Below are 24,070 nucleotides of genomic sequence, written 5' to 3'. Positions count from 1 at the left end.
GACTAAACCCCCTTTACTTATTAGTTAAAGCTGACATTAGCTTTTTGATAGATTTTTTCCATACTGTCTACAGGTGTAACCCCTGACACGAAGTAAGCTTCGTCCAACTTCGCCGTATAAATCGGGTTTGTACCGTGATAGTCTGGATCTGGTCGATACGTCGCGCCAGGCTTAAATACTTCTTGTAAAACTAAAGGTTCGAAGTACTCTTTCTCTACTGTAGCTGCATATGTTTCGCGAGCCTCTGGCGTATTACTACGTGTCTTTTTGTATTCGTCGCCGAATAGTTCTAGATCGTACGCCATCTGGTCTAAAGCGTTACTTACTCGAATCTTACTCATTTCGATTCGTTCATCCTCACCTGGTACCGTTAACGTATTAATAGCCTCGTCGATAATCACTTTATCGCCTTGTTGTACTAGGATCAGCGTACCCACTTTTTTCGCCTCAATCCGTTCCGCACGTGTTAGTTTTTTGTTAACTAATTTATACGGCGTATCTTCATCCGTTAACGTGCGATTTAAAGCGACAGAAGCAACGCGAGCAGCTATATAGATAGCGACTTCCCCAGCTGTAAAACCGTCCGCACCATTACCGACATTAACAATTGCACGGTGATTAAAGGCTTTACTTTTTTGATGGGCAGCGCTTAAGTTCGTGTCCCATGACAGCGGTCCGCCATTAACGAATGTAATGTACAACCCGTCATTTCGTACTCGTCGTAACCAACCTTCTGTAGCTACCACTTCCGCTGGGTCTGTATAATCGTCTAATGCGATTGCTTTTGCTCGCATATCTGCTTCTACTTCCGCACGGTACCCAGCGTATTCTGTGCCTGTTACTACTTCGCCGTTATTACCACCACTAAATGTTACGCCTGCGTTATCGGCAGGAAGTTTTTCGCCAGCGGATTTTACTCTTACGTATTCCGAAGAGTTTAATGCCGCGACGATCTCCGCCACAGTAGCACCTTCAACTTTCATTAACACTTTTTCTTTTTCTAAAATTTCGATGGACTTACCACCGCTTAAGCTTTCCGTTACACGTGCCGCAAAGGAACGCTTCGAAGGGTATAATGTCTCCAGCTCTAGTGCCTTTGCTGACGTATCGTCATTTAAAAGAGCTATACCCTTCGCCGCTGCCGCTGTAGCCATACGATAGCCTAAAACCATACTCGGCTTACCTTTAAAAGCGTGGTTATAAACTGTATTCGCCGTTAACGCCGTATTTTCAGCGTTGTATAATTCGTTAAAATCTTTATCGGAATAGCACTCTTGTAGCACATTGACAGGACCCCAATCAGATGTGAAAGGATACGTTACAATACCACGAGTACCGTTCGATACCTCTTCTAATGCGGCGACGATTCGTGTGTAAACTCCCGACAACACTTTATGTTCGCCTTGTTTATATGTTCCAGACATTATTTAGCCCCCTTTTTACGAGTTAAGAAGCTTTTCACAGCAGTTTCTGTCTCCTTTTTAGTAGCTTCTTCTTTGTCTAACAACGCTGCTGCTACTATTTCTGGTGTTACTTCAAATAAAGCGGCATTAGCAATCAATTCCGTTTTAGAATACTTTGCTTCTTTTTTTGCCGCTGTTACTTTTTCAGCCATTCACTTAACCCCCTTCAATTATTTTCACTTTGTTACCTACGTGAGTTGCTGCTGGCGCCGCTTCTGGAATAGGTCGACTATAGATAACCTCGTAGCGGATCGTAAAAGGCATATCCGTACTTTGGGTGTTATTAAAGTCAATCTCGACTTTATATAGCTTTCCTATCTGTCGAGCGTTTGCTTGGTCAGATTCGAACATAGGCAACCATTCGTCACGATCCATTAAATTTTTTTCCAGCTTGTCGATAAGGCTCCCCAGCTGGTCTAAATCTTTCACATAAAGAGTACCGTACTGCGACGCACGTTTCGTGTAATGATAGCGACCTAGATTCTCGCCCTTACGTCTGCTAGGACCTTCCCATAGAATAACAGGACGCGCTACTTTGGGCGGTGCCTCGCTCAACTTATGCGATGTTACCTCTGTTACCTGGTAAACCCATCGAGCTAGCGCTTCTAATTCTTGTAAGTAACCCAATCAGTAACCCCCTATCCAAACAGCTCGCTGTATAATCTACGAAACTCAAATTCTACTATTTGATCCATGTCGTCATTGACATAGTCCATAGCCTTTTCGAACATTCTAGCTCCTGGTACTACTTTCCCTGTAAGTACCATACCTTTGCTGTGTCCAGGTAAATAATGAAACGTACCGCTACGCCATTCACCTGGTACAAAGCGTCCTTTTTCTTGCGTGAAACCGTCATTCACATATTGCGCGTATTCGACATTTGTTCCTACAACGGCGTACGACCTTTTCCCAACAACAATTTCGAATACATTGTCTGGGTGCCCCATTGACATAGACCCTTTTAAACGCCCTGTTCGTGCTGGGGTCAAGTCGTCCAGGTATTCTTGTAGTCTTAACGCCGTAGTCCGTAAAATACGGTCTTTCATTCGGTCGACTGCCTCGCCGTTCATATTTATTAGCCCCTGTTGCCATTCTTCCAAGCCGTCTATAGAAAAACGCCTGTTTCGAGCCATTAGAAGAACTGTACCCCGTTATCTGCGTTAGTAGCGTTCTGGGCTTCGAATGCTCGTTTGTAAGGTAGTAGCATCTGTTCTACAACGTCTAAAGGATCGTCGGCTTTTCGTACGTAATGACCTGTAGGGGCTGCTTCTGTAATAAAGCCGTTCACTGCGTTTACTTCTGCCTTTTGACCTTCTGCTAATATCTCGAACGCAAGCGCTACAGCTGTCTTTAAATGTTCTGCTGGGAGTTGCTCCGTGTACTTTGGTACACCGCCAATCACACCAAAAGCGTAACTATTCGCTCTATGCAAAAAGCGTGTAACGTCATCCACAAACATACTAGCAGCCGTAGGGTAGTAGCTCGGTAATTCTTTGACTGTTAAAAATGACATACTAAACAAGCCCCCTTATTCAGCTAGAAGGGCTTCTGCCTTTCCAGCTTCGATTACGGCTTCAATAATTACCGCTTTTTTAGCGTCGTAAGGGAACTCTACCCCTACTTTTTTTGCTTCTTCGGCTAACGGATCGCGATTGTACTTATCGTCTAACGCTTTACGTAAAAGCGTCAATTCGTCTTCTGTAGGCACTTTAGGTGCTCCTCCGCTATTTTGTTCGTTTAATTCTGTAGCGCCTTTCTGTTGACCGCCTGTGCCTTCTTGCGCTACTTCTTCGGCTTTACCTTCTGCGATAAGCGCATTCGCGCTTAATAAGCTAAGTTCTTCCGTCTTCCCAGCTTCTACGATAGCTCCATTCAGTGTGATAGCCGCTAATAAATGTACACGTTTCGTTTTGTTGTTTGACATGCTATATTACCCCCTCGAATTTAAAAAGGGACGTACAATGACGTCCCATCCTATTTTTTACTAAGTTAAAATTACCGCTTGTTTAATTAAATCTGGGTTTAAGATTTTCGGGAATGATGCCGCTACTACTTCTACGATTTCACGACGTGGACGCTGTTGCGTGAAGCTGTGTGCATAGATGCCAGGATTCATTTCGTTTTCTACCGTTGGGCCTAATAGTTGGCTACCGATCTCGCCACCCTCTACTAGGAACACGCCTTTATTTGCCGCTAGTAATCGTTGTTGTTGACGGACACCGCCGTTATTTACGTCACGGTATGCTACTACAGTGTCGAAAGCTTCCATGCGTGGTAGTTGGCGTCCTGTTAAGAAGTCATTCAGTTGATTGATTGTGATAAGTTGGTCGCCAGATCCTGTAATAGCTTTACGCACTTCTGCGTTATTCATGACTATACGAATGGCGCCAATACCTGTTACGAAAACGTCAGGCGTTAAGCCGTTTAAATCCACGTAATCTTGTACCCATTTCTCGTAGTCATTTAAAATTGTAGCGCCTACGTCGTTCCAACGTGTCCCAGCTGTCACTTTGTTCTCTGCTCGTACACCGAAGTCTACGCCTAAGTTAATACCAGCTTTGTTATAAGCTAATCGCCCTTCGCCTAGTGCCTGCCAGCGTAACCACTCGATACGAGCGTCAATATTACCCTTTACTGTAGCTGCCTTTTGTAATAGCTGTTTTTCAGCAATACGGCGTTTACCTGGGTTACCTTTATCTAGTAACGCTGCAAGTTCTTTTTTAGTTACGATGTAAGATTGCCCAATGTCCGCAATCTCACCAGATACTCGGCGTACCGGATCACGATCAGTTAATGGTAATTCCGCGCCATTGTCTACAATGTCCGCCATGTCCATTTGACGTTCTAGAACTGTTTCGTTAAAGTCGATTTCGTATGTTTCTTCTGTAGGTAAGAAGCGGCTACCGATGTACGACTTCATTACAGGTACTTCTTTAATTGTTTCCGTAAAAACGGGATTCGCGAAAAACTCGCTATACTGTGCTAAACCTGCCATAATGTGCAAGCCCCCTTATTATTTTGGTTATATTTTTGCAAAGAAAAAGGCGCTAGGCTTCTTATACGAAGCGGATAGCACCTGCTAATTTAGCTTTAAATGCGTCTGTTACACCGATTAACATACCGTTATATACGGCGCCGTGTACTAAGACTTGACCAGCTGTGACGTTCGGGTTATTACCGTTATCGTCGATGTTAAATTTGATAGATTCATCTAAGATTACAGGGTCACTCTTCCCAGCTGGGAAAGCCCCTGTCGCATCTGCGTACTTCTCGTAAAGACCTGACGTGTCGTCCTTTACTAGACACGTACCTTCTTTTACAAGCTCGCCTTTCGCGAATTTTGCCCCGTCTAACGTAATACCGTTTGTAATATACGTATAATGCGCGCTCGCTTTAATCTCACGCGCTGCCTCTGCCGAATGACGGCGAATTGTTACGTCCATATTAATATAGCCCCCTTAATTTTGTTGTTAGTCTTTTTTGATACCCATCATTGCCAAAGCTTCGGCTTTAGTTTTATCGTGTTTCTTGTTTTGATCGGTACCGCCCGCACCGCCGCCTGGTGTCTTTCCTCTGAAACCTTCACCGCCAGCTTGACCGCCTTTGTCGTCTTCATCGTCAGCACCATCTACAGCTGTGAATAAGTTAGGCTCCGCTTCCGATAACTTCTTAAGCGCACGCTCTACAGACTTCGGAACAAGCACGTCGTCTTCGTCGTACTCTAGTAAGTCCTTGTAGTCGTCTAGCGCTCGTACTACTTGTTTCGGGTTTACAGGGTTGTACACACCAGCCGCTTTTAACACTTCATTTTCGATTGTTAAACCTTTAAGCTGGGGCTGTAGTGTGTCGTAAGCCTTCGCTTTTTTCTGTAGCTCATTCAGCTGCGCTTCGTCTACCGATAAGCTGCCTTTCTTTTGGCCTTGTAAAGCCAAGTCGCCGAAAGTTGTTAGCAAGTCCTTGTTATCGATGTTATCTGTATCTACGCCAGCGTCAGTTAAAGCCTTCTTTACCATTTTTCGAGCTTTTACCATAATCATACGATCCACGTCTGATTGTGTGTAAATTGGCTCGTCGTCTTTGCTTTCTGGTTTGAAGTCCTTTGCGGCGTCGTATAATTCTTGATTAATCGTTTCATCGTCTAACAGTTCTTGCAGCTGTGCCTGGTACTCCTGTAAGTCAATTTTCCCCTCACTAAGAAGCTTCTGTAGTCGTTTAATAAATTTATCCATGCGTCACCTTTCGCAGTATAAAGCCCTGCGGCTATATCTGCCCTGTTTTGGCTGGGGGTTACAGGGTCCCCGATATTTTGCCTTTCCAGGTATTATGTGCCCCTGGTAAGGTAGGGCGTATAAAATAACAGCGATCTAAACTTGCGTGAAGTACATACACGCTTTTAGATCGCCGCTATTGGTATTAAAAAAGACCACCATATGAGGGGCGGTCAGTCTAATTCGATTATAGTTGTAGGCTGCACTTCTGGCGCCTCGTCACCTTGTATAAACTCGTTAAATTCATTCACAATATCCTGCGGTGCTCCTTCTTTTAAGTGCCAATTACCAGGATCGTCTACGAAATAGTCGCTATCCATAAACTTAGGTCGTGTTCCCGTCATTTTTAACGCCCCTTTCGATACTCGTCTAGTGCCTGCTCTATCGCTTCACCGATTTTTCTAGCCCATTTGCGGGGGTTAGGATTTAATCTGTATTCTGCGAACGCTTCGGCCACGACTTCACGATGATTTTTTGTAGCATATCTACTTAGATCGTTACCTAGATTCTTATCCTTTAACGCTGCCTTCGTGATGGGTGTAATATACTTATCCCTTAAACCGATTTTATCTAAGAAGTAGTCTACACTATGACCGAACTCATGTACAAGAATGGAGACAGGCTTTTCTGTACCTTCTGGGTGCCACTTGCTTTCTACGTCTCGAATAACAGATTGCGAAAGAGCTTTATAGTCCTTCGCCCATTTCTGGTTAAAGGTTATCCCTGCCTGATCCTTCCACGTATTATTAGCTGCTTGTGCATATGTGTTACTAGGAATAGGGCTAGGCTTTCTTACATGCCTTTTCACGAAATAATCTATTGTCTTTTGCTCTAAACCTTCGAAGGTCTTGCTATTAGCCTTTAAGAAATCCGCTACAAGCCTTTCGTAAGCCGCTTTATTCCTTGCCTGCGCTGTACCTATAAAATTAATGTCCTCTATTTCTGGGTACAGTTGGAACAGTTTATACAATTCCTCATTTACTTCATTCGCCAACGCTAAGTCATAGCCCTTGTAGTCCACCGTTTTTACCTGTGGAATATTTTCGGCAGCCCATTTGTTAGCCTCGGCTATAGTTGCCGCTGGAACAAAAGCGTTATCTATTACTGCTATTTTAGCCGCTTCTACAGCTGTAAATACTTTCGTAGCAATTTTAACAGGCTGGAACGGATCGAAGAAGTTTTTCGGTATATCCGCTAAAGTCTCGCCACGACGTAGGTATTTAATCGGATTCTCATTCCGCACAAGATCATCAATATTCGGTAAACCTCTTTCCGCTGCATATTCTTTATATGAGCGGGCTTTGGTGTATATGTTCTCTCCGAAGTTTGTTTTATCGTCACCTTTCCCACGTGCAATACGTTCTTTCGTACTTACACCTAGCGCAGAAAGGACAGGGGACCACTTACAACGACAATTCGGATGATTCGGGATACGTTTACCAGCTTCTCCTGGATTTTCTGGTGTATCGTAGTCTAATTCGAATATCTGCCCATCGTTTTGCGCGTCTTTCGGTGCTGTACGAGCATCGAGTACTGCGTTCCATCTTTTGCCGTCCAATATATCCGCGTTTTGTAGGTAAGTATGGTTCGCCCCTTGTGCTGCCGCCCTATTAATTTCAGTACGAGCAAGACGTACGGCGTTATAATAACCTTCCTGGGTGTGATTTTGTATTTCGCGTGCTGTTCGATTAATTGACCAGCCGCTACCTAAGGCGTTCTCGACGGTAACAACCATTTTCTTAGCTAAATACTGTGTATTCGCTCTTAAACGATCACTATACGTATTTCCGTCTGGGAGCCAGGGGTTTATTAACGCACCTATTACATGTCCAACTGTTAAAATCGGTACATTCACAGCTACTTTTGTGGCTTGTTCCAGCCCGAAAGCATGTAAGTAATAGGATTCCGCATAGCTATAGGCTAGATTCCGGTCTAGCTTCGTCTTTTGCTGGTCTGTCCCTAGCATTTCGACAAGCTGTTGTTCTAATTTTCCCAGCCTAGCTATTTGCCGCCTCATATTCCGCATTTTAGCCTCGTCAATCGGCTGCTTTACAATAGGCACGCCCTGCGCGTCTTGTACCTCGTTATAGATTGCCTTTATTTCTTTTGTTATGTTCTGCTTGATGCGCTCCCAGAGAGGCGTGATCTCTGTAGCATATTTAGCCGCTCGAACGTCTAAAATCGCTTGGTGCTTTTCGATAAACCCGTCAAGGTCCTTTTGTCTTCGTGCTAACACCTTCGCGTCTAGTAACTTATTAGCTGGGGGCTGCTTCGCCATATGCTAACCCCCTTATTTTAAAATAACAGCTGACATGCTTTTTAAACCTTCTAGATCATTGTTAGACATCCCTTCCGCTGATATCTCTACTACTTCATTTCCACTTTGTTCTGCTAACTCTTTCAGACGAACAAAAGCAGTGTTATTTTCTAAAGGTCCCGCTACACATACATAGCCGCAACTTTCCAACTGCTCTACGATCTCTTTTAACTCCTTATTCATCATTACCACCCCCGTTATCATCATTACCTGTACTTCCGAACTCGCCACCAAAACCTAATGCGGCCATTCCTGCCGCCGCTGCGCGCTTATTCTCTTCGTCCTTTTGCCCCTTCATTTCTTTTAAAGCAGAAACAGGGTCTTCGATAAACCATAGCAACTCATATAAATAACTGTCTGGGACGATACCCGCTAGCGTGCTAACGATCTGCGCTATTTCTGTGTAATTTTGAGGCATATTTCGATTAATCGTGAACTGTACCCATTCCGCGTTATAAAGCTCTACGGTGCTGTCTGTTTTGCCGTTTAAAATAGCGTGTACGTCCGCTTCTTCGTTTACTTCTAAAATACGGCGTGAGTTTAGAAGGTCGGTTAAAATCCTGATAAATTCTTTCACAGCTTGGCTAAAATAGTTCTCCTTTTTGCCTGCTTTAATATCCAGGCTTGCGTATTTTACCTTTATTTCTGTAGCTGTAGCACCGCTAATGTCGTTTAGTTTCGGCGTCTGTGTCGTCTTATGGACCATGTCTTCTACTCGGTCCATATGGTTTTCTACGGCGTTATCGTCCTGGGAAGGTGCTAAAAAGCCCGCGTCTGATTCCTTGTTCTTTAAGGCAATAGCACGCGCTTTTCTCATTTTTATGACTTCTTCCTCGGTCGTCTGTACGTTTTTAAACAATAAGAACTGATCGAGTAGACGGTCGACAGTATTCGCCTTATCAGACATTACACTAGCGAGTTCTTCCAGCAGGGAGAAGACTATCTTTAAGTCAGATGTGCCATTACGCTTTTTACGGTCTTTGTAGCTAGCTGGTGTACCATTCGTAAAGATAGAAACAGGAATACGCCCAGCAAAATGTTTAATTGGGTTACCCGTTTCGAGTTCCGATTGATCTAGCTGGAAGTCCTGTCCTTCTTCGTCCTGCTCTAGATACAACACGTATTTACTGTCATACACTTCAAGCTTGGTACGTTCGCTAGGTACTTCTGCCAACTCGTCTACAGCTGTGTACTTACGAATAACGAGCTTAAGCCTACCGCGTTTGTCGTACACCGGGATAATTTCTTGTACAGGAAACTCGTCGTACTCGATTTCCCCTTCCTCATTCACCCAACAAATAACGCCGCTATAGTAGGCGATAGACCCCTGCCGTAGTTGCTCTGCTAAAACACGTTGCGCGTTCTCGTTGCGTAGCAGCTGTAGCAACTCTTTACGGTACTGCTCGACTAGTGTATTATTTTCGCTACCTTCTGTGCTTCCTTCGCCTTCTGTGCTTCCTTCGCCTTCTGGGTTTTCGAATGTCCAGGAGATAGGTTTACCTGTCATATAGTCGACAACCGTATCAATGATTAGCTGTGCCAGGTCTACCTGTAGCTTATGGTTAATGTCGTCCCCTCGGCTTTTATCACGTTCGGCGATCTGTTCCATTTCGCCGTCGTATGCTGCCTGGTATTTTTCTACTTCGCTTTCTGCCAAAAAGACATTATGCTGTTCCACGATACGACTAAGCCATTTGCTGTTTTCCTCGACCCATTTTTCTACACCTTCGCTAAGTCCTGTAACATCTACGTCAAAATCACTTAACAGTTTTGGTATGTTATTTACGACTACCACAGTAACCCCCCTTTCCGTATTTTTATAAAGTCCTATACAATCCAGCTTCCTATCACTTGCATTATGTAAACTAGATATAATTCAAAATGCTGTTATATCAATGTTTAAACACTATGAAAAAGTGCTAGGAAATTTATTGTTTTATACAAAAGAAAAAAGCCTTGATACATAAGGCTTCCTGTTTTCGCTTCTCATTTAGCGAATGTATAAAATTGTGTATATTAAATACCTTCCCGCTCGAAGGCTTCGGCTTTTCTACCTTCTGGATTCTTGATGTACCATGCAGCCCGTATTAGCAGGAAAAGTCCTATAACTAAGTCGTCATGGGGTACATGTCCTTCGAAACGTGGGGTAGCATTAGCTGGAACATGATAGTTAATCGTTTGCTGCTTCTTTGCTACACGCACCAGGTTCTCTATTTGCCACTTTAGCTCTAGCCACAACTCTGCTTGTTTCGGATCGTCCGTCGGTTGCTGTGGTATCTTGATTAAGTCATTCGCAACGAAGCTGTATGCCAGGTACCCCAGCTTCGACTTGTTCTCGTCTCCAGCTGCTTTAAATTTATAGGCCTCAATTTCCATGTTAGGGAATTCTTCTTTCAGCCAATGTATTAACGGTTCGCCTATACCTGTAGCGTCCCCTGTACCACCTATCGTGTTCCAATGCTTTAAGATTGCCTTGATCTGTGCGCGTACCTTTGTGTGTTTTTCACCCGTCCAATAGTACCAACAGACAGGTGTCACGCTGCCATCCTTGTTTAGCTTCCCGATAGTAAGCGCCGTACTATCCCGCTTGTCTTTCCCTATACTTTCTTCTGCCAGCTCGGTTACTTCTTCTTCCTGGCCCGCTACGTCGATAGAGAATATATAGACCTCTTTCGGGTTAGGACCTATCCTTGTACGTTCACTATTCGCATACATTCTAGCGATCTGCTCGCTATCGAAATAACGCCCTATACTATCCACGAAATTAAGAAGGTACTGCGTTTGTATTGCGATATGGTTGACACCTAAACGCGCTACCTGGTTTTCGAAAGCCTTCTTGTAATTGCTGTTACCAGAAGCAATAACACGGTGTGCATCAATCTTAAATACGAGCTTTGGACGATAACCTAATTCTTTCTCTAGGCGCTTCTCCATTTCGTACGACTGATTCATAGCCTTGTAAATGTGCGATTCTTTCGTCCACGCTACACCCCAGAATACGGTAGTCGCATTATTAAACGATCCCATCGGCTGCGCGTCACGTTCCCACTTGTTACTGTCAATGTCCTGGGCTTCGTCTCCTTCGAGCAGCGTAAAGGCTGTTTGTGAGGCTACATTCGCACTAGGGTTGATAGATAGGAACGCCCATTTGTTGCTGTCACGTGGCGTACCGATATGGAACTTGTAGCCGTCCGATTTACGGAATAACGACTTCGTTACTACGCTTCCCGCCATACCGCCACTATCTGGCGTGTCAGCTCCTTCGAGACGATCCATACTCGCCTGTACCTGTGGTTTATGAACAGGTGCGAACTTTACACCCGAAATAGGTACGCCGTAAAACCATCCATACAACATTAGGTATTGCTGTAGAAATGCGCTCTCTTCGTTCTTTCCACTTTGTCGCGTCTGCATGACCGTGAACTGCCAACCAAGACCATTTAAACAGCTGTAAAGGATCGCGTCGACAACTTCCAGCTGGTAATCGAACGGATTGTTTTTACGAAGAATGCGCCAGGCTTCGCGAAGGCGATCCCTTCGAAATAATTCGCCCAGGTCGTTAATGGTAGCATACGGCGCACCGTTAAACGCGTCTTTTACCGCTTCTGGTATTGCGACTAACGTAGGGGCACCGCTTATAGGGTCAGCTTCTTCTCGATATTCGAAATTGTACTGCAAAGCTTCGGCCATTCGATAGCCCCCTTTCTCATGTGTATATAGAAATTACATAAAATTCTTTTTTCCACACATACACACGAAAAAAATTTTATAAAAATAGACTTAAGCAAACACATGAGAAACTACACGTTATTTTGACGATTCTGTGCGTTTCCGCCCCAGCTGTCTTGTGAAGCAGCTTGCGACGCTTGTCGAAGTTCCGCATTAATCTGGTCGAGTAACGTATCCGTATTTTGCCCTGTAAGCTTCGCATGACTATCCACTAAACGCCTTAATGTTTCTAAAGCGCGTGTAAGCGTTCGGTCCTCGATTGTCCCAGCATGGAAGTAACCTTTTTCTTCGCCGTCTTTAAACCATTCGACTGTAGCAGCTTCACCCGCTTTACGTTTGCGGTAATATTTCGCTAGGTAGACTTTTATCTTCGCTTTCATCATGTATATTTCTTGATCCAGACCGACGTCTTTCCCTTCGATTAGTTCCTCGTAAGTAGCGCGTTCTTCTTCACTTAAGACGCTACTGTAGAAGCCGTGCTTTCTAGCATTCTGTGAAGTACGCTTCTTTGCTTCGGCTGTTTTAGGTCCTGTATTCGCACCGCCGCAGAACTTACAACGTCCCCAGCCTACGTGTTTCGTGCCAAAGCCTGCAAGTTGTTTACAGACCCCTTCTTTTTTACGCTTCTTTGCTCCGCAGCACAAGACTAGATTTCGAGCACGCTCGGATACATAGTTAAGATCGTCAGCGTCATAATTGATACGCTTTTTTAAATTCATATCGTACGGGTCGTAACCGTCTGGCAGCGTATCTTTTGGTATTCGATTGGTATTCGCCATTCGTACGCCCCCTTTCAAGGCAAGAAATAAAGAAATTATAGTTTCGTTTCGCACAAAAAGGCCAGGAGACGCGAAACGACGCGCTTTCCTGACCCTTAAATAATATTATTTTATTATATAATTTTTATGCTTCCTGAAAATAAGCATAAAATGAACACTATAGCATAATTATAGTAAACGATGTTAAAGGTGTCAAACTTTATCCTTAATACCGTTTAAGTCCTTGTAGATCATCCGAATTGCCTTCTTCGTCCACTCGTAATACGTAGGCACGCTGATACCCAGCAGCTTTAAAGTTTCGCGTCGATAACGTCTAAACTTATAGCGCGAGCAGATCAATGCACGCAGCTCGATAGGTAGATCGTCAATCGCCTTGTCCAGCATAATCATATTTAAACGGCTCGCCTTCACGCCGTCATATGACTTTTGCCCGCTGTTCCCACCTATAGCCTCTGGCGGAATATCGCCCGCCTTTAGCACGTCGTAATTCTCTAGCCAATGCAAAATAGTGCTTAAAGCTACTCGATCCTCATTCGACATAAAAACACCCTTCCCCAGCCGAAAAGAAAATCCTCTAAAAACACTATCAATTAATAATACTATTAATAATTATAATAAATAATAATATATATAATAATTAGTATAATAATATTTATAATATATAATATAGTATTTTTACTTAGGGGGTTATTTCTTTCTTCTTTTACTAGCTGGAATTTTTTCTTTCATGTGTACCCCCTCTTAAAAAATCCAAATTTATATATTTGTATGTCTATCTGCTGGAATTACCCGAATCTCGACCATAGACCTTCGAATTTAGAAGCTCGCACCGCTTTGCTCGGCTTCTCGAATGTCTTCCAGGATAGTCAGGTACTCGTCAGTCGCTCGAAGTTTCTCGATTTTCCGCTGTACGCTCATACGACTTCTACATAAGACCGTCGCAATGTATGTGTACGATTTACCTTCCAGCTCAATTAAGACGACCGCCGTACGTTCTTCGCCTGGTGTCCAGGGAAGGTACTTGTTTCGGTTACGGTCACTAAAGTATTCGAGTTCCATCGCCTCGTAGGTGTGCCATCGATACCCGCAGCTGTTACATTTCCTTTTACGGCGTATTGTGTGTTTCCAATGACGACTATCTACAACCCGATTATCGCGATCCACTATACCGCACTCTGGGCATTTCATTTCGGTCACGCTCCCTGCCGCATGATACCCTCATACATTCTTTTCGCTTTTAAAAGCTTTGCCTTTTTCTTGTTATGTTTGGTGTATTTAAGAGCGGTTATAATCTCGTTGTACCGTTGCTGTACAGTTGTTGATTCGAATGAAGCGGCGATCTGCCCGTCTAGCCCCCGCTTTTCGAATTGTTTTAGATACGTAACGTTTGTTTGCTTTCCTGTTAACCTTGTATTGGACGCATTAAACCGCCTCATTATCATTCGCTTTAATCGTTGGATCATTACTACCCCGCCCTTTCTCCCTCTCATTTCTTTTCTCGGAATGCTTAGTAATTTTATTCTTCCAATTCATTTTCTAACTCAACATTGTATTCATCTTCGCAAGACCAACTACAAAAACGATCATATTCTTCTGCTCCTGAATAATCTGCATCATATTCTTTACTGCATTGCTGACAACTGTTCATTTATATTCCCCCGTTCCATTTGCTACACATAATGTTTCTTGTGTTTAATGATTTTTATTTTTCGATATGTCCGTTCCCTTTGCATGTCGGACAATCAATTTCAATTTTTTGAGACCATATATCAGGATTTTCGATACGCCCATAACCAAAACAACTACTACATATTTCTTCATAGTTCTCATGCGATTCCATACCATTCACCCTTTCTGAACATAATGTTTCAAATATCCACTAGATCGATTATCTCGTTAAAGCGGTAATCATCTTCGTTAATGTCGAACTCAATATTTAACGTCTGGCATCTCGCATTAGGGTTACCGCTAGTGAAAAATTTAATTTCGCCCTTCGTAATCATTTCGACGATGATTCTTTTTACGTCACCTTCCGTCATGTGTCCACCTTTTCTACACCTTTCTCGTCGATTACTTCGACGTCCCAATGCGTAGCAAGCTTCTTTACTTTTTCGTAATATTGATCTGCATTATTTATTTTGCACACATCTAAGAGTGCGATATTTTTTGCGTTAAACAACATCCCCATTGTTGGCTCCAATGCGCCGTATTTAATACCTGTAACTTCCTTCGCTTTAGAATCTACAACCTTAACTGCAACAGTCTTTTTGTCACCCTTCAATAGTAAGTAGAAACTAAAGTATGCGGGAAATTTTACAGCTTGCGCTAATTCCTTAAACCACTCTGGGCTACCAATTTTCATCATTTCTTTTTCCCCTTCCCTAACCGGTATTCGAATTTCGTTTGTATTGCTTTATTTGCGTAAGGGAAGTGGGCTTCTAGTAAGCCCTGCTTCACCATATGTTGCATCGTTTCGGCAATAAACTCCTGGGGCACGCTGCCGCCGTTCTCCTTCACAATTTCGAGTATAAGTTCCTCGGTTTTCGTCACTTCGCTAGCCCCCTTACGTCATTCTTAAGGGCGTGCTTTAAGTTTTTTGTCGGATCGTTCCCATAATACGAATTTAGCTCAAACTCATGCTCGCGCCGTAGTGCGTTTACGGTAGCTTGTGCATCTTGCGTGTCCCCAGCTGCTGCTAAGTATTCCGCAGCTAATCGATCGAACACGGATTGTGTGCCGTACTTTCCCATAATGTACCCCCTTAACCATCGATAAAATTTGTTTTTACTAACGCTAAAGTGATGTCAGCCTGTAAATGGGCGAGAAGATATTGACGGTGTCCTATATCCGAATTTATATAGCTTGTTGCGACCAGGTTTAGGTCGTCTTCTGGCAGCTCTTTTCGGTTTAATTCAGCAGCGAATACAAACCGTTTAAACTCACCTTCTTTTGCCATCTGTAATAGATACTCCAATTGCGCTACAACATCGTCTTTCTGCGAAGGAAACTCTAAGATTTTAGCCATAATGTACCCCCTAATGAATAATCTTTCTGACTAAAGTCGGTTTTCGACATGTAACCTGGTGCCGTACACGAGGCCGCTTAAAATCAATCCTATGGTTATAGCATTTCTCCTGCCCCAGCTGTTCGTGTTCTAGAAGCTCAACTAGAGAGGGGAGCCTTTCTGTCATGTCGTGAAATAAGGCTCTTAGTAACTCTGAAATCTTTATGATAGCTACTTCTACGCTTCCGATGACCTGGGAAAATTCTTGTATGATGTGCACCATACGAAAAGGCTCTATGCCGTATTGTTCCGCTAATTGATGTACACGTTCCCTATCCTCTGCGATTTTGGCGAAGGAAGCGGCAGTACTGCCACCCCCTACAATCAAAACCCTTTCGCGCCCCATATCAATCCGCCGCCTCTCCGACTACTAAGCTATCGGCTACGAAAAAGTTACCCCAAGTATCACGAGCTGGGAAAGGCTCGTCCGTTGCTGTTCGAATCTCTAACGCCGTACCACATTCACGGCAGTACAGCTGCGTGTCGTCTTTTGGCAAGTAGCGTTTTCCTTTATCCGCACAGATAGGACATTCATAGCGGGTACGATACGTTTTAACACCGTCTTTCATTTTGATACCTGTTTCCCAATGATCCTGTGGCTGCTCGCTTATTTTAGCTAGTTCTTCTAACTTAAAAGTACCTGGTGCTGGGTCAACGTAAGGCAGCTGACGAGAACGAGAAACTACTTTCTCTAGTTCTGGTGATCGCGCGCCTGGTGTGTTTATCTTTCCATGACCATCTGCAACATGTGAGAAGTCGTCCTTTACGGCGTATTCGATGTGTCCTGTTTCCTCTATACCTACCGCTTTTATGGGCGCTATTTTTTGTATTTTTTCTAACACTTTCTTCCTACCTCTCGGATCGCGAATGAAGTCAAGATCGTTACGCTGGATAAAATCGTAAAGCGCATGAGTGAGGCGGTCGACCAGATCTTCTTTGTTGTACTTTTCCATGCCGTATTCGTGTAGGATACCGTGTATAGCTTCATGCAAAAGTACCTTACTCGCATATTCTGGCTGCAAAAGCCCAGAAAGCTGAATACGTTGATCCGAGTACTGAATTTCGCCTGTGACAGTGTAGCCGTTTTTTAGCTCTGCGACGTTTCCTTCCAGAACTTCTACGGCGTACGGTACGCCGCCTAACAATAATTGCGTTGGTACGTTCATCTTAAATTCTCCTTTTCTGGTATAAATTTTTCGATAGTTACCAAGTTTCGGTCTATCCATACGGGAAGGTTGGCGATTCCTGTCTTCGCCTGCCCTTCTGTCCAATAAATAGCTTTAGGCACTCGCGCGTTGCTTTTTAATTTCGGTGAATATTCCACCCATCTAACAAGGTTCATAGGCTTACCGTCAAAATACAGTACGAACACTTCGGGGTTCTTTTCTTTTATAGCTTCATTCTTACGTGCCATGCGGTACCCCCTTACTCGTCGTCCGCTGTTTGTGCTTCGTATTCTTCTACACTGATCGGTTTAAAATAGGCTGCGTCTATTTTTGTTTGTGACTGTAGCATGATTGGTACGCCAACTTCGTGTGTATTTTTGTATTCTTCCTCTGTTAAAGGACGTTTCACAGGAAACCTAACTTCTGTATAAGCTTTAGCTTTTTCACCTGTCACTGTATCGTGCGCTATTCCAGCTTCTGCGCTTACTTCGTAACAAAAAAACTACTTCTGTCATAGTTTCACACTCCTATTCATCATCTTTCGTAAAGCCGAAAAACGCCGTAGCTGTTTTTTCTTGCCCTTGATTGCCTACTTCTTTTAGCAGCTCTTTAATAAAGTCTTCGACGTACTCGGTCGCTGCTGCTTCGTCTAATAAGTCTGCTTGTGGTACTACAGCCATAGGTTCGATATACCCCATGTGCTCGCCGACTGCGATAGTAAACGGTGTTAAGTTTCCTTTCGACATAGTTACCTGGGCAGGCGTGTTATTAATTTCGTAAACGCAAACGAAAGGTACGGCGTCATGTAAAGCTCGCACGCCTTTTACGTCGAGCATCTGCCCTAAATACGGTATAGTAAGTTCGAAACCTTCCATGTAATCACCGTCTTTCTGGTTTACGCCTGGTGGTTCTACAACAACCTCTGGTACGTCCTCTTCTACCCAGACACGAATGTGTTCGTACTCTTTCGAGTTACCTAAGTCTAAGATGCTATTACCATCACTAAACAGCTCAATGCCTGTAGCTACGTCACGTGCTTTGTTATACGCCGTACGGACGCATTTTTCGTTAGGCATTCTAGTTTGATACATATGGCCGCCCTTCTTAATTTCTACTACGATCATGTAAATGTACCCCTTTCAAATTCGATGAAATACTCGTGCTTTTTTGTCTCCTTAAACGCTATTCCACGAGCTAACAGCAAGGTACGGAAAGCGTCAGCTTCTTCTACTAGTACCGTTGTGACGCAGTCGAACATGATTTCGTTAAACTTTTCGCGTTTCCGCTTCTCATTCAACTTAAGACCCCCATTCGATAACTTGTACATTCCGTTTCTGCTTACCCCATGAGAGTGCGCTGTTCAGATTTTCGATATATAAGTCGATGTGATTCCCACGAACACCGCCCCCACGATCTTCCACGACATAACGCCCTGGAAGACCTTCGATTTCGACAACCGTCCCTGGCGGTAGTACGTTCCAATCGGCAGCAATGGTACGCCCTTCTTTTACATAAGCACCCGTAGCCGTCACGCCGTAACCTTCATCTCCAGGGCGCTTCCCTGTGCTCTCATACCCCGCTGTATACGCCGTAATTACAAAAGTAGCGCTATTAGCTGAATTCCTAGAAGCAGTACCATTACCGCCATAATTACGGCTCTTGTCTTCCAATACTTTGCCTGGGCTTTCAGCTGCTTGTTTTGCTGGCTGTACATCTCTGACAACGTCTTTTCCGATTCCCATGCCTTCATGTACCGCTGCTTTTCGGAAGTCACTTGCGTTAATTCTTCCGCTAACGCTTGGTAACCACTGTCCGTATGTTTCGACATTCGATAAGCCCCTTTCTCTCGTTTTTTCCGTAACTGTTTCTTCTCTAACTCCCGACTTCTGTCCCGCTGCCGTCTGTTGTACCCCTTCGATACTTGCTTGCCACTCATACCCAAACACCCCCGATATTAGTAGTGCACTTACGAATACGTTAATCATTTGTTACCCCCTAATACAATCTATTAATTTCTATACACATGACTAGGATAGTAAAGCTCTAATCGCTAGCTGCCAATCCTCTTTCGTTAGTGGGTGCCCCATATACGAAAGGATGATATTCTGCAACAGTAGCTCGTTTTCTTTTATACGACCTTTAACCACAAGGAACTCAACCCATTCTTTCGGATTCAAACGACAGGCATTCCAATGAAAGAAGCCGTTACGGTCATGCCTTACACGTTCTAGGAAACGCTTTGCGGGTTCTTGGTTATTAATAATCGCCTGTACAAATGCCACGTATTGCACCGTATAAATGAATAGATCGTCTACCGAATTGCGAATACCTTCACCCTTTACTTGAAGCTCCCCGCGTTCGATCCAGCTACGAAGTCTATCAAGCTTCTTATCTACTTCCCACGCCCATAGCGTACGAGCGTTCATGTCTGTATCTACCATTCCTCGAATAAATCGACTATCGTAATCAGTATCCTTCCTTACGAAAAGCTTTTGCGTTTCTTCGATAAACTTTTTATAGTCTTCTGGTGGTACCGTCCAATCGGCACCCTCACGATTACGAAGTTTATTAAATAAATTGTCATAACCTAATAACTGACTATTTTCCACGTTGTGCTACCCCCTTATATTCGATAATTTCGTTCATGTCATGGTTAAACGGTTTTAACTGCTGGAAGTGCTCGAATTCATACTCGATAATCTTTTTTCGTACACGATCTAGCCGCACGTCCCCCAGCTGTAGAACTTCCTTCGCTGCTAGTAATGCGAATGCTACGCCGTAACGGTAAGATTGTTCGCTCATTGCTTCTGCTTCCGATTTTGTGAAAGTTTGTACCTGGTCATATTTTCGAGCACCACGTTCTCGTCTACGTCGTTCTGCTCTATTCATACCCCGCTCACCCCTATTCGATTGTCGGTGATTTCGCTACGATTTCGATTGCCTGCTGTTCGGTAAAACCTTCTTCTAGCAAAGCGTCAAACTTTGCTTTTCTAATTTTTGCAAAAGGACCGGCACGTTCAATCATTAACGTAACAAGATCCTTTAACGTGTCATTTGCCATTTGTAGTTCTAAAATCTGCATTGCTTTATTCGGTGGTAAGTTACCCATTCGAAATGCTCCTTTCTTGTGTATCGATTAAAGAAACGCCCCTAAAGACGTGTATTTAGGCTCTATGATTCTCTCTTTCAACCATAATTGCCCTTCACTACTGTTAAGCCATGCCACTACCTTTTTACCGCTATGAAGAGTTTTAGCTACGCCTATGCTCTTCATAGAATTAAGCGTTATGTTGAAGTTACCAACACGTTCCCCTTCTTCAAAAACTCGAATCCCCCAAAACTTAGTACCACTAAATTCATTAATAGAATCTAATTCCACCCTCATTACAGAACGTCCCCTCTTAATCTAGTATTTCGCCGTACTCTTTTTCATAGTCTTCCAGCCACATAAATACGTCCCCGTAAGAATTTTCCGTAACGCGATTGCAATAGTCTGTGATTGTCTGTCGACTATATGGCTCTTTTCGAGCAGCCTCTCGCGCCGATCTGTATTCTTCTAAAACCTCGCCCGATTCATCCACTTTTACTACAGGCTTACCTTTCGATTTAGCACCCGTTATCTCACCTGGCTTTTTACGGTCAATCCATTGTAAATTTCCTGCAAAGTCGTCCGTCTTTATACCGTTCGCGTGACGTAGCACTTCGTTAGGTTGCGGCTTTCGTAAAAAGTGTGCTGCAACAATATCCTTCACTCTGTAGCTTTTATACACACCTTTAAATTTGACCTTTACAACCATATTTCCACATTGCTTACGAAGCACAGGTAAAAGGAATTTCTCGCCTATTTTGTATACCCTCTTAAAACGGCCATAGTTCGACACCTTGAATTGATCGTCTGACCCTTTAATAATGTGCCAGGTCTCGTTCTCCAATTTTAGCTGTTCGTGCAAAGCCTTCTTGTCTTTTACGGTAGGCAAACTATCGGATACAACTAAATTAAAAGGACGTATGATAGACCCTTTCTTTTTTGCTCTACTAATTGCAGAAGCATCCTTCCCTGTAACGTAAGATAGTTCTGCGCCTGTCATGATACTTACTTCGTTTTTCATCATGTCGTAAACGTACATACGAGACACCTACCAATTCTTAAAGCAGCTGTGAAAAAGAGACTGCCCGTATCGAGATAGTTTCGAAGAACGATTTAGCTGGGCAATTACCTGGTAATAGTCTTTTCGTAAAGGGTTAACTACAAAAGTTACTTCGTGTTTTACGTCTTTTCCTTTCGGACCCCTCTCGTCTACTATGGCTATCGCCTTAACAGGTCTGCCTGGTGGGTTTCTATCTTCCATACCCTACGCCTCACTTTCTTCCTTCACTTGTTCTGCGATTGCCGCTGCTACAGCTGCTAACTGTATCAATTCTTCATACAAGTTGTTCGCATCTGTCGGCTTGCTGTCCTCTGGGAAGTGGATACCGTTAATCGCCTGGCACACTTCTCCGAATTCTTCGCCCAGGATCGCTAACCATTCCCCGTAGCTATGTCGCTGTATACCCCACTTCGCGTTTTGTCTACGGCGTTCTTCTTGAATATCAGTATTAACTGCTGCCATTTGCTCTACTACGTCTGCCTGCTTCATGTGTTAACCCCCTTGCGTTCTAAATATTCCGCTACGCTAATTTTGTTTGACCAATCGTACCCGATGCTTGCTTCTGCCTCGATAGGCACAGGGAAGTTAGGTAATGGCGGTCGTTCCATTAACGCTTTGATCCATTCCCCAGCTACTTGTACTTTTGTTGGATCGTCGTCCATTTCGAAAATCATTTCATCGTGAATTTGAGCGATCATGTCCTGTTTGCCGTGCTCTAAAATAACAGGCTTAGCTGCTTCTTCTGGGCCAATCATGTTAATGACTTCGTAAGGCTCGAAGCGTTGGAATAAAGTGCCTCGTCCGATTTCGTCATACACCTGGTTCTGACAGTCCTTCATAATGTCAGCTGCGCTACCCTGGATTGGCGTGTTCCCCGCTCGACGCTCGTCTGCTCGACGCTCGGACTGTGAAGGTCCGTTAATATTTTTTAATAGGCGCTTATAGCCGTAGATCGTTTCCGCATAACCATGTTCGCGTGCGTCCAGGATTGCCTGACGTTGCATTTCTGGGATACGTGGGTACGCTGTTTTTACGGCGTTAACAATAGCAGCACATTCTTCTAAAGTTTTTCGAATACCGTAGTCCGTTTTGAAGGTCTTCTGTAAGGCGTATTCTGTACCGCCGTATGCGATACCGAAGTTGCCCGCCTTCGCGTTGGTACGTTCTTCTTTCGTTACTTCGCTTTCTGGTTTACCTGTTAAGGCGCTCCCTGTTTTACGGTGCATATCACCACCGCTATTAAACAGTTCCGTCATAACTTCGTCACCCGACTTCCAGGCAATCAAGCGTAGTTCGAAACCGCTAAAGTCAATAAAGAATAAAATTTTGCCAGGCTTCGGACTAAAGAAGCTACGAATTTTAAAGGCGTCATTCGCAGGGCGTGGCACGTTTTGCCCGTTAGGACTAAAGCTGTTAAGGCGTCCCGTATCGGTAAACGTCGAGTAACCTGCATGAATACGACCACTTACGTCATTCAGATATTTTTCACGCCCTACGATATGAGAAGAAATTAGCGTTGTGTAGCTCTGAATATTTAACATTTGTTCGATTAATTGAAGTGCTGCGTCTTTGTAAGGGTGAGGCTCACGTTTCGCAATACGAATAGCCCCTCGCTGTTCCTTCATTAGCGACCCGTCAAAGCCTGGAGCGCCGTATGCTGCGTCTGGATCAATCTGTTCCCATCCAGCTGGAAGCTCGGTTAATAAATACTTTTCTTCGTCCAGATCAACCAGCTTATTTTGTAGCATGAAACGCATGTCGATAAGCGCTTCCTCGTCTAGCGACGGATTTCCCGTACGATCGCTAGTTTTAGGGATAGGTACACGCATAATATTAAATAGAACATTCTTTACATCACCTGTCTTTCCTGTTTTACCTGGGTTAACGTCTACCCCTACCGCTTCTTTGATAATGCGTTTAATTTCGCTAGCGGCGTTCTGTTGCGCTTCTACAGCTTCTTTGTATTTCACGGCTGCCGTATCTTTGTTCCAGGGCATCCCCCAATACTCCATAAGGCCGATAACACGCATAAATGGCATTTCAATTTCATGCAGCCATTTTTCGTAGCCTGGCAGCTGCTTCGCGATTTCGTTCCAATACAAATACTGCTGTAGACCGTAGTCGCTATCCTCTGCGGAGTACACAAGACCCGCTTCGCTACTCGCGTCAATTTCATCGAAGAAATGAACGCCTTTTTCTTCTAGTAGCTTTGTGAAGTCCTGCATCTGTACACCGAACGTGGCTTTCGTGGCAGGCTTTAGACCCCATCCAGAATAAGGGCGTTTTGTGTCCTTCAATCGACCAGGTGCGCCAAGCTGCATACAGCGCGTCCACATCATTAACGGGTCAGCTACACGCCCCATAATGTAACGACCATACTTTGCGCTGTACTTTGTTTCGAAAGACAGGTTGACTGCGATTTTAAGCGTTTCTTTGTGAGTAAATAAATACTTGTCCATTAAATCGAATACCGCTTTTCGTGCTGCATCTCGCGTCATAACAGGTGCTATATTTTTCCCTACTTTGTGACTGATTGGTACGACACGTGATTCATTCGGGGCTGCCGAAAAACTGACTGTACACACGTCCCCTTTCCAGGGATCTAACGGGGTACGTAAGTAGCTTTCTTTCAGCTCGTTATACTCTTTGCTCTTAACCTTTAATTCTGTTGATAAGCTCGATAACACGCCCGTTTGTGTGTCTGTACGATCTTTCTCTGGTACCTCTTCTATTTGTGTAATCTCCTGGTGGAGTACCTTTATTCGTTCTTCTAACGCCGATAGTCGTGGTACATAAAAAGTTCTTGTTTCCTCACTTGGCGCTGTTTCATAGTCCCAGCTTGCGTAGCCTGTTTCCTGGCACCGCTTTAGGTACTCTTCCAGCTCCTGTAGGTCTAAGACGGCTTTATAATCTTTCACTTGTTGGGGCGCTGGCTTCCCCCAATTAATCTGAAACTCGCCAGGCTTTAATCGTTGTTCGACCGTGGCTGCTATTGCACTTTTAGTTGGTTGTGGTTTAACTGCCGTAGGTTTTGGCGCTTTAGCTAAAGGGGCTTTTGTTCCCATACTGCCGAAAAGGCTCCCTAGTTTCATACGTTCACCCTCTTTTCATTATTTAAATTTTGTTACACATGAGA

Annotated in this window: 38 protein-coding genes; all 38 read right to left on the bottom strand. The window is 43.9% G+C overall.

The window, feature by feature from the left end:
* Nucleotides 1–20 precede the first annotated feature (20 nt).
* Entirely contained in the window at nucleotides 21–1,424 is a 1,404-nt protein-coding gene (locus V4T18_RS09150; RefSeq protein WP_332648896.1) for a phage tail protein, read from the bottom strand.
* Entirely contained in the window at nucleotides 1,424–1,615 is a 192-nt protein-coding gene (locus tag V4T18_RS09145) for an oligoribonuclease (protein WP_332648895.1), read from the bottom strand. The genes V4T18_RS09150 and V4T18_RS09145 overlap by 1 nt, the downstream gene beginning before the upstream one ends.
* Before the next feature lie 4 nt (nucleotides 1,616–1,619).
* Nucleotides 1,620–2,090 (bottom strand): hypothetical protein, encoded by a 471-nt coding sequence (locus tag V4T18_RS09140; RefSeq protein ID WP_332648893.1) that lies wholly within the window; start codon nucleotides 2,088–2,090, stop codon nucleotides 1,620–1,622.
* 11 nt (nucleotides 2,091–2,101) lie between these two features.
* Entirely contained in the window at nucleotides 2,102–2,596 is a 495-nt protein-coding gene (locus V4T18_RS09135; protein WP_332648891.1) for an HK97 gp10 family phage protein, read from the bottom strand.
* The gene (locus tag V4T18_RS09130) at nucleotides 2,596–2,976 is read right to left on the bottom strand and encodes a hypothetical protein (protein WP_332648890.1); all 381 of its coding nucleotides are present in this window, start codon (nucleotides 2,974–2,976) and stop codon (nucleotides 2,596–2,598) included. The genes V4T18_RS09135 and V4T18_RS09130 overlap by 1 nt, the downstream gene beginning before the upstream one ends.
* A gap of 15 nt (nucleotides 2,977–2,991) precedes the next feature.
* On the bottom strand, nucleotides 2,992–3,387 hold the full coding sequence (locus V4T18_RS09125; RefSeq protein ID WP_332648888.1) for a hypothetical protein: 396 nt from the start codon (nucleotides 3,385–3,387) through the stop codon (nucleotides 2,992–2,994).
* Between the two features lie 60 nt (nucleotides 3,388–3,447).
* Complete coding sequence (locus V4T18_RS09120) at nucleotides 3,448–4,458, bottom strand: major capsid protein (protein WP_332648886.1); 1,011 nt, start codon at nucleotides 4,456–4,458, stop codon at nucleotides 3,448–3,450.
* A gap of 61 nt (nucleotides 4,459–4,519) precedes the next feature.
* A complete protein-coding gene (locus V4T18_RS09115) occupies nucleotides 4,520–4,906 on the bottom strand; it encodes a hypothetical protein (RefSeq protein WP_332648884.1) in 387 nt (128 codons plus the stop codon).
* Between the two features lie 27 nt (nucleotides 4,907–4,933).
* Nucleotides 4,934–5,692 (bottom strand): hypothetical protein, encoded by a 759-nt coding sequence (locus V4T18_RS09110; RefSeq protein WP_332648882.1) that lies wholly within the window; start codon nucleotides 5,690–5,692, stop codon nucleotides 4,934–4,936.
* A gap of 212 nt (nucleotides 5,693–5,904) precedes the next feature.
* A complete protein-coding gene (locus V4T18_RS09105; RefSeq protein WP_332648880.1) occupies nucleotides 5,905–6,075 on the bottom strand; it encodes a hypothetical protein in 171 nt (56 codons plus the stop codon).
* Between the two features lie 2 nt (nucleotides 6,076–6,077).
* The gene (locus V4T18_RS09100) at nucleotides 6,078–8,009 is read right to left on the bottom strand and encodes a minor capsid protein (protein WP_332648878.1); all 1,932 of its coding nucleotides are present in this window, start codon (nucleotides 8,007–8,009) and stop codon (nucleotides 6,078–6,080) included.
* Nucleotides 8,010–8,021: 12 nt separating this feature from the next.
* The gene (locus tag V4T18_RS09095; protein ID WP_332648876.1) at nucleotides 8,022–8,231 is read right to left on the bottom strand and encodes a hypothetical protein; all 210 of its coding nucleotides are present in this window, start codon (nucleotides 8,229–8,231) and stop codon (nucleotides 8,022–8,024) included.
* Nucleotides 8,224–9,843: a phage portal protein gene (locus tag V4T18_RS09090; protein ID WP_332648874.1), complete on the bottom strand. Its 1,620-nt coding sequence runs from the start codon at nucleotides 9,841–9,843 to the stop codon at nucleotides 8,224–8,226. Before V4T18_RS09090 ends, V4T18_RS09095 begins: the two co-directional genes overlap by 8 nt.
* A gap of 221 nt (nucleotides 9,844–10,064) precedes the next feature.
* Nucleotides 10,065–11,405: a terminase gene (locus V4T18_RS09085; protein WP_332648873.1), complete on the bottom strand. Its 1,341-nt coding sequence runs from the start codon at nucleotides 11,403–11,405 to the stop codon at nucleotides 10,065–10,067.
* 443 nt (nucleotides 11,406–11,848) lie between these two features.
* Nucleotides 11,849–12,556 (bottom strand): hypothetical protein, encoded by a 708-nt coding sequence (locus tag V4T18_RS09080; RefSeq protein WP_332648871.1) that lies wholly within the window; start codon nucleotides 12,554–12,556, stop codon nucleotides 11,849–11,851.
* Nucleotides 12,557–12,748: 192 nt separating this feature from the next.
* The gene (locus V4T18_RS09075) at nucleotides 12,749–13,096 is read right to left on the bottom strand and encodes a hypothetical protein (RefSeq protein ID WP_332648869.1); all 348 of its coding nucleotides are present in this window, start codon (nucleotides 13,094–13,096) and stop codon (nucleotides 12,749–12,751) included.
* Nucleotides 13,097–13,372: 276 nt separating this feature from the next.
* Nucleotides 13,373–13,744 carry an NrdR family transcriptional regulator gene (locus V4T18_RS18335; RefSeq protein WP_442916923.1) on the bottom strand — a complete coding sequence of 124 codons (372 nt, stop codon included), beginning with the start codon at nucleotides 13,742–13,744 and terminating at the stop codon, nucleotides 13,373–13,375.
* A gap of 5 nt (nucleotides 13,745–13,749) precedes the next feature.
* Nucleotides 13,750–13,992 (bottom strand): hypothetical protein, encoded by a 243-nt coding sequence (locus V4T18_RS09070; protein WP_332648867.1) that lies wholly within the window; start codon nucleotides 13,990–13,992, stop codon nucleotides 13,750–13,752.
* 80 nt (nucleotides 13,993–14,072) lie between these two features.
* Nucleotides 14,073–14,204 carry a hypothetical protein gene (locus V4T18_RS09065; RefSeq protein ID WP_332648865.1) on the bottom strand — a complete coding sequence of 44 codons (132 nt, stop codon included), beginning with the start codon at nucleotides 14,202–14,204 and terminating at the stop codon, nucleotides 14,073–14,075.
* 220 nt (nucleotides 14,205–14,424) lie between these two features.
* Nucleotides 14,425–14,595, bottom strand: a complete 171-nt coding sequence (locus V4T18_RS09060) for a hypothetical protein (protein WP_332648863.1) — start codon at nucleotides 14,593–14,595, stop codon at nucleotides 14,425–14,427.
* Nucleotides 14,592–14,921 (bottom strand): hypothetical protein, encoded by a 330-nt coding sequence (locus V4T18_RS09055; protein ID WP_332648861.1) that lies wholly within the window; start codon nucleotides 14,919–14,921, stop codon nucleotides 14,592–14,594. The genes V4T18_RS09060 and V4T18_RS09055 overlap by 4 nt, the downstream gene beginning before the upstream one ends.
* A complete protein-coding gene (locus V4T18_RS09050) occupies nucleotides 14,918–15,106 on the bottom strand; it encodes a hypothetical protein (RefSeq protein WP_332648859.1) in 189 nt (62 codons plus the stop codon). The genes V4T18_RS09055 and V4T18_RS09050 overlap by 4 nt, the downstream gene beginning before the upstream one ends.
* A complete protein-coding gene (locus V4T18_RS09045) occupies nucleotides 15,103–15,306 on the bottom strand; it encodes a hypothetical protein (protein ID WP_332648857.1) in 204 nt (67 codons plus the stop codon). Before V4T18_RS09045 ends, V4T18_RS09050 begins: the two co-directional genes overlap by 4 nt.
* Nucleotides 15,307–15,317: 11 nt before the next feature.
* Nucleotides 15,318–15,581 carry a hypothetical protein gene (locus V4T18_RS09040; RefSeq protein ID WP_332648855.1) on the bottom strand — a complete coding sequence of 88 codons (264 nt, stop codon included), beginning with the start codon at nucleotides 15,579–15,581 and terminating at the stop codon, nucleotides 15,318–15,320.
* Between the two features lie 10 nt (nucleotides 15,582–15,591).
* Nucleotides 15,592–15,948 carry a hypothetical protein gene (locus V4T18_RS09035; RefSeq protein WP_332648853.1) on the bottom strand — a complete coding sequence of 119 codons (357 nt, stop codon included), beginning with the start codon at nucleotides 15,946–15,948 and terminating at the stop codon, nucleotides 15,592–15,594.
* Nucleotides 15,949–15,967: 19 nt separating this feature from the next.
* Nucleotides 15,968–16,786, bottom strand: a complete 819-nt coding sequence (locus V4T18_RS09030) for a hypothetical protein (RefSeq protein ID WP_332648851.1) — start codon at nucleotides 16,784–16,786, stop codon at nucleotides 15,968–15,970.
* The gene (locus V4T18_RS09025) at nucleotides 16,783–17,034 is read right to left on the bottom strand and encodes a hypothetical protein (RefSeq protein ID WP_332648850.1); all 252 of its coding nucleotides are present in this window, start codon (nucleotides 17,032–17,034) and stop codon (nucleotides 16,783–16,785) included. The genes V4T18_RS09030 and V4T18_RS09025 overlap by 4 nt, the downstream gene beginning before the upstream one ends.
* A gap of 11 nt (nucleotides 17,035–17,045) precedes the next feature.
* Complete coding sequence (locus V4T18_RS09020; protein WP_332648848.1) at nucleotides 17,046–17,240, bottom strand: hypothetical protein; 195 nt, start codon at nucleotides 17,238–17,240, stop codon at nucleotides 17,046–17,048.
* Between the two features lie 73 nt (nucleotides 17,241–17,313).
* On the bottom strand, nucleotides 17,314–17,910 hold the full coding sequence (locus V4T18_RS09015) for a hypothetical protein (RefSeq protein WP_332648847.1): 597 nt from the start codon (nucleotides 17,908–17,910) through the stop codon (nucleotides 17,314–17,316).
* A complete protein-coding gene (locus tag V4T18_RS09010; RefSeq protein ID WP_332648846.1) occupies nucleotides 17,907–18,083 on the bottom strand; it encodes a hypothetical protein in 177 nt (58 codons plus the stop codon). The genes V4T18_RS09015 and V4T18_RS09010 overlap by 4 nt, the downstream gene beginning before the upstream one ends.
* 1 nt (nucleotide 18,084) lies before the next feature.
* On the bottom strand, nucleotides 18,085–18,771 hold the full coding sequence (locus V4T18_RS09005) for a 3D domain-containing protein (protein WP_332648844.1): 687 nt from the start codon (nucleotides 18,769–18,771) through the stop codon (nucleotides 18,085–18,087).
* A 42-nt stretch (nucleotides 18,772–18,813) separates the two neighbouring features.
* On the bottom strand, nucleotides 18,814–19,395 hold the full coding sequence (locus V4T18_RS09000; protein WP_332648842.1) for a hypothetical protein: 582 nt from the start codon (nucleotides 19,393–19,395) through the stop codon (nucleotides 18,814–18,816).
* The gene (locus tag V4T18_RS08995) at nucleotides 19,385–19,675 is read right to left on the bottom strand and encodes a hypothetical protein (RefSeq protein WP_332648841.1); all 291 of its coding nucleotides are present in this window, start codon (nucleotides 19,673–19,675) and stop codon (nucleotides 19,385–19,387) included. The genes V4T18_RS09000 and V4T18_RS08995 overlap by 11 nt, the downstream gene beginning before the upstream one ends.
* A gap of 13 nt (nucleotides 19,676–19,688) precedes the next feature.
* Entirely contained in the window at nucleotides 19,689–19,895 is a 207-nt protein-coding gene (locus V4T18_RS08990) for a hypothetical protein (RefSeq protein WP_332648839.1), read from the bottom strand.
* A gap of 27 nt (nucleotides 19,896–19,922) precedes the next feature.
* Nucleotides 19,923–20,171, bottom strand: a complete 249-nt coding sequence (locus tag V4T18_RS08985; protein ID WP_332648838.1) for a hypothetical protein — start codon at nucleotides 20,169–20,171, stop codon at nucleotides 19,923–19,925.
* Between the two features lie 16 nt (nucleotides 20,172–20,187).
* The gene (locus tag V4T18_RS08980) at nucleotides 20,188–20,913 is read right to left on the bottom strand and encodes an NUMOD4 domain-containing protein (protein WP_332648836.1); all 726 of its coding nucleotides are present in this window, start codon (nucleotides 20,911–20,913) and stop codon (nucleotides 20,188–20,190) included.
* A 225-nt stretch (nucleotides 20,914–21,138) separates the two neighbouring features.
* Complete coding sequence (locus V4T18_RS08975) at nucleotides 21,139–21,423, bottom strand: hypothetical protein (protein ID WP_332648834.1); 285 nt, start codon at nucleotides 21,421–21,423, stop codon at nucleotides 21,139–21,141.
* Nucleotides 21,420–24,026 carry a bifunctional 3'-5' exonuclease/DNA polymerase gene (locus V4T18_RS08970; RefSeq protein ID WP_332648832.1) on the bottom strand — a complete coding sequence of 869 codons (2,607 nt, stop codon included), beginning with the start codon at nucleotides 24,024–24,026 and terminating at the stop codon, nucleotides 21,420–21,422. The genes V4T18_RS08975 and V4T18_RS08970 overlap by 4 nt, the downstream gene beginning before the upstream one ends.
* Nucleotides 24,027–24,070 lie beyond the last annotated feature (44 nt).

This window comes from Lysinibacillus sp. 54212 (assembly GCF_036662795.1).
In the GTDB taxonomy this organism is placed as follows: domain Bacteria; phylum Bacillota; class Bacilli; order Bacillales_A; family Planococcaceae; genus Lysinibacillus_B.
The sequence above is the reverse complement of the archived record's forward strand: the minus strand, read 5'-3'. Positions and strand labels throughout refer to the sequence as shown.

Coding starts and splice junctions, on each gene's coding strand:
- V4T18_RS09150 (WP_332648896.1), bottom strand. CDS start 1,424: ATGTCTGGAACATATAAACAAGGCGAACATAAAGTGTTGTCGGGAGTT.
- V4T18_RS09145 (WP_332648895.1), bottom strand. CDS start 1,615: ATGGCTGAAAAAGTAACAGCGGCAAAAAAAGAAGCAAAGTATTCTAAA.
- V4T18_RS09135 (WP_332648891.1), bottom strand. CDS start 2,596: ATGGCTCGAAACAGGCGTTTTTCTATAGACGGCTTGGAAGAATGGCAA.
- V4T18_RS09130 (WP_332648890.1), bottom strand. CDS start 2,976: ATGTCATTTTTAACAGTCAAAGAATTACCGAGCTACTACCCTACGGCT.
- V4T18_RS09125 (WP_332648888.1), bottom strand. CDS start 3,387: ATGTCAAACAACAAAACGAAACGTGTACATTTATTAGCGGCTATCACA.
- V4T18_RS09120 (WP_332648886.1), bottom strand. CDS start 4,458: ATGGCAGGTTTAGCACAGTATAGCGAGTTTTTCGCGAATCCCGTTTTT.
- V4T18_RS09115 (WP_332648884.1), bottom strand. CDS start 4,906: ATGGACGTAACAATTCGCCGTCATTCGGCAGAGGCAGCGCGTGAGATT.
- V4T18_RS09110 (WP_332648882.1), bottom strand. CDS start 5,692: ATGGATAAATTTATTAAACGACTACAGAAGCTTCTTAGTGAGGGGAAA.
- V4T18_RS09105 (WP_332648880.1), bottom strand. CDS start 6,075: ATGACGGGAACACGACCTAAGTTTATGGATAGCGACTATTTCGTAGAC.
- V4T18_RS09100 (WP_332648878.1), bottom strand. CDS start 8,009: ATGGCGAAGCAGCCCCCAGCTAATAAGTTACTAGACGCGAAGGTGTTA.
- V4T18_RS09095 (WP_332648876.1), bottom strand. CDS start 8,231: ATGAATAAGGAGTTAAAAGAGATCGTAGAGCAGTTGGAAAGTTGCGGC.
- V4T18_RS09085 (WP_332648873.1), bottom strand. CDS start 11,405: ATGTTGTATGGATGGTTTTACGGCGTACCTATTTCGGGTGTAAAGTTC.
- V4T18_RS09080 (WP_332648871.1), bottom strand. CDS start 12,556: ATGGCGAATACCAATCGAATACCAAAAGATACGCTGCCAGACGGTTAC.
- V4T18_RS09075 (WP_332648869.1), bottom strand. CDS start 13,096: ATGTCGAATGAGGATCGAGTAGCTTTAAGCACTATTTTGCATTGGCTA.
- V4T18_RS18335 (WP_442916923.1), bottom strand. CDS start 13,744: ATGAAATGCCCAGAGTGCGGTATAGTGGATCGCGATAATCGGGTTGTA.
- V4T18_RS09070 (WP_332648867.1), bottom strand. CDS start 13,992: ATGAGGCGGTTTAATGCGTCCAATACAAGGTTAACAGGAAAGCAAACA.
- V4T18_RS09065 (WP_332648865.1), bottom strand. CDS start 14,204: ATGAACAGTTGTCAGCAATGCAGTAAAGAATATGATGCAGATTATTCA.
- V4T18_RS09060 (WP_332648863.1), bottom strand. CDS start 14,595: ATGACGGAAGGTGACGTAAAAAGAATCATCGTCGAAATGATTACGAAG.
- V4T18_RS09055 (WP_332648861.1), bottom strand. CDS start 14,921: ATGATGAAAATTGGTAGCCCAGAGTGGTTTAAGGAATTAGCGCAAGCT.
- V4T18_RS09045 (WP_332648857.1), bottom strand. CDS start 15,306: ATGGGAAAGTACGGCACACAATCCGTGTTCGATCGATTAGCTGCGGAA.
- V4T18_RS09040 (WP_332648855.1), bottom strand. CDS start 15,581: ATGGCTAAAATCTTAGAGTTTCCTTCGCAGAAAGACGATGTTGTAGCG.
- V4T18_RS09030 (WP_332648851.1), bottom strand. CDS start 16,786: ATGAACGTACCAACGCAATTATTGTTAGGCGGCGTACCGTACGCCGTA.
- V4T18_RS09025 (WP_332648850.1), bottom strand. CDS start 17,034: ATGGCACGTAAGAATGAAGCTATAAAAGAAAAGAACCCCGAAGTGTTC.
- V4T18_RS09015 (WP_332648847.1), bottom strand. CDS start 17,910: ATGATCGTAGTAGAAATTAAGAAGGGCGGCCATATGTATCAAACTAGA.
- V4T18_RS09005 (WP_332648844.1), bottom strand. CDS start 18,771: ATGATTAACGTATTCGTAAGTGCACTACTAATATCGGGGGTGTTTGGG.
- V4T18_RS08995 (WP_332648841.1), bottom strand. CDS start 19,675: ATGAATAGAGCAGAACGACGTAGACGAGAACGTGGTGCTCGAAAATAT.
- V4T18_RS08990 (WP_332648839.1), bottom strand. CDS start 19,895: ATGGGTAACTTACCACCGAATAAAGCAATGCAGATTTTAGAACTACAA.
- V4T18_RS08985 (WP_332648838.1), bottom strand. CDS start 20,171: ATGAGGGTGGAATTAGATTCTATTAATGAATTTAGTGGTACTAAGTTT.
- V4T18_RS08980 (WP_332648836.1), bottom strand. CDS start 20,913: ATGTACGTTTACGACATGATGAAAAACGAAGTAAGTATCATGACAGGC.
- V4T18_RS08975 (WP_332648834.1), bottom strand. CDS start 21,423: ATGAAGCAGGCAGACGTAGTAGAGCAAATGGCAGCAGTTAATACTGAT.
- V4T18_RS08970 (WP_332648832.1), bottom strand. CDS start 24,026: ATGAAACTAGGGAGCCTTTTCGGCAGTATGGGAACAAAAGCCCCTTTA.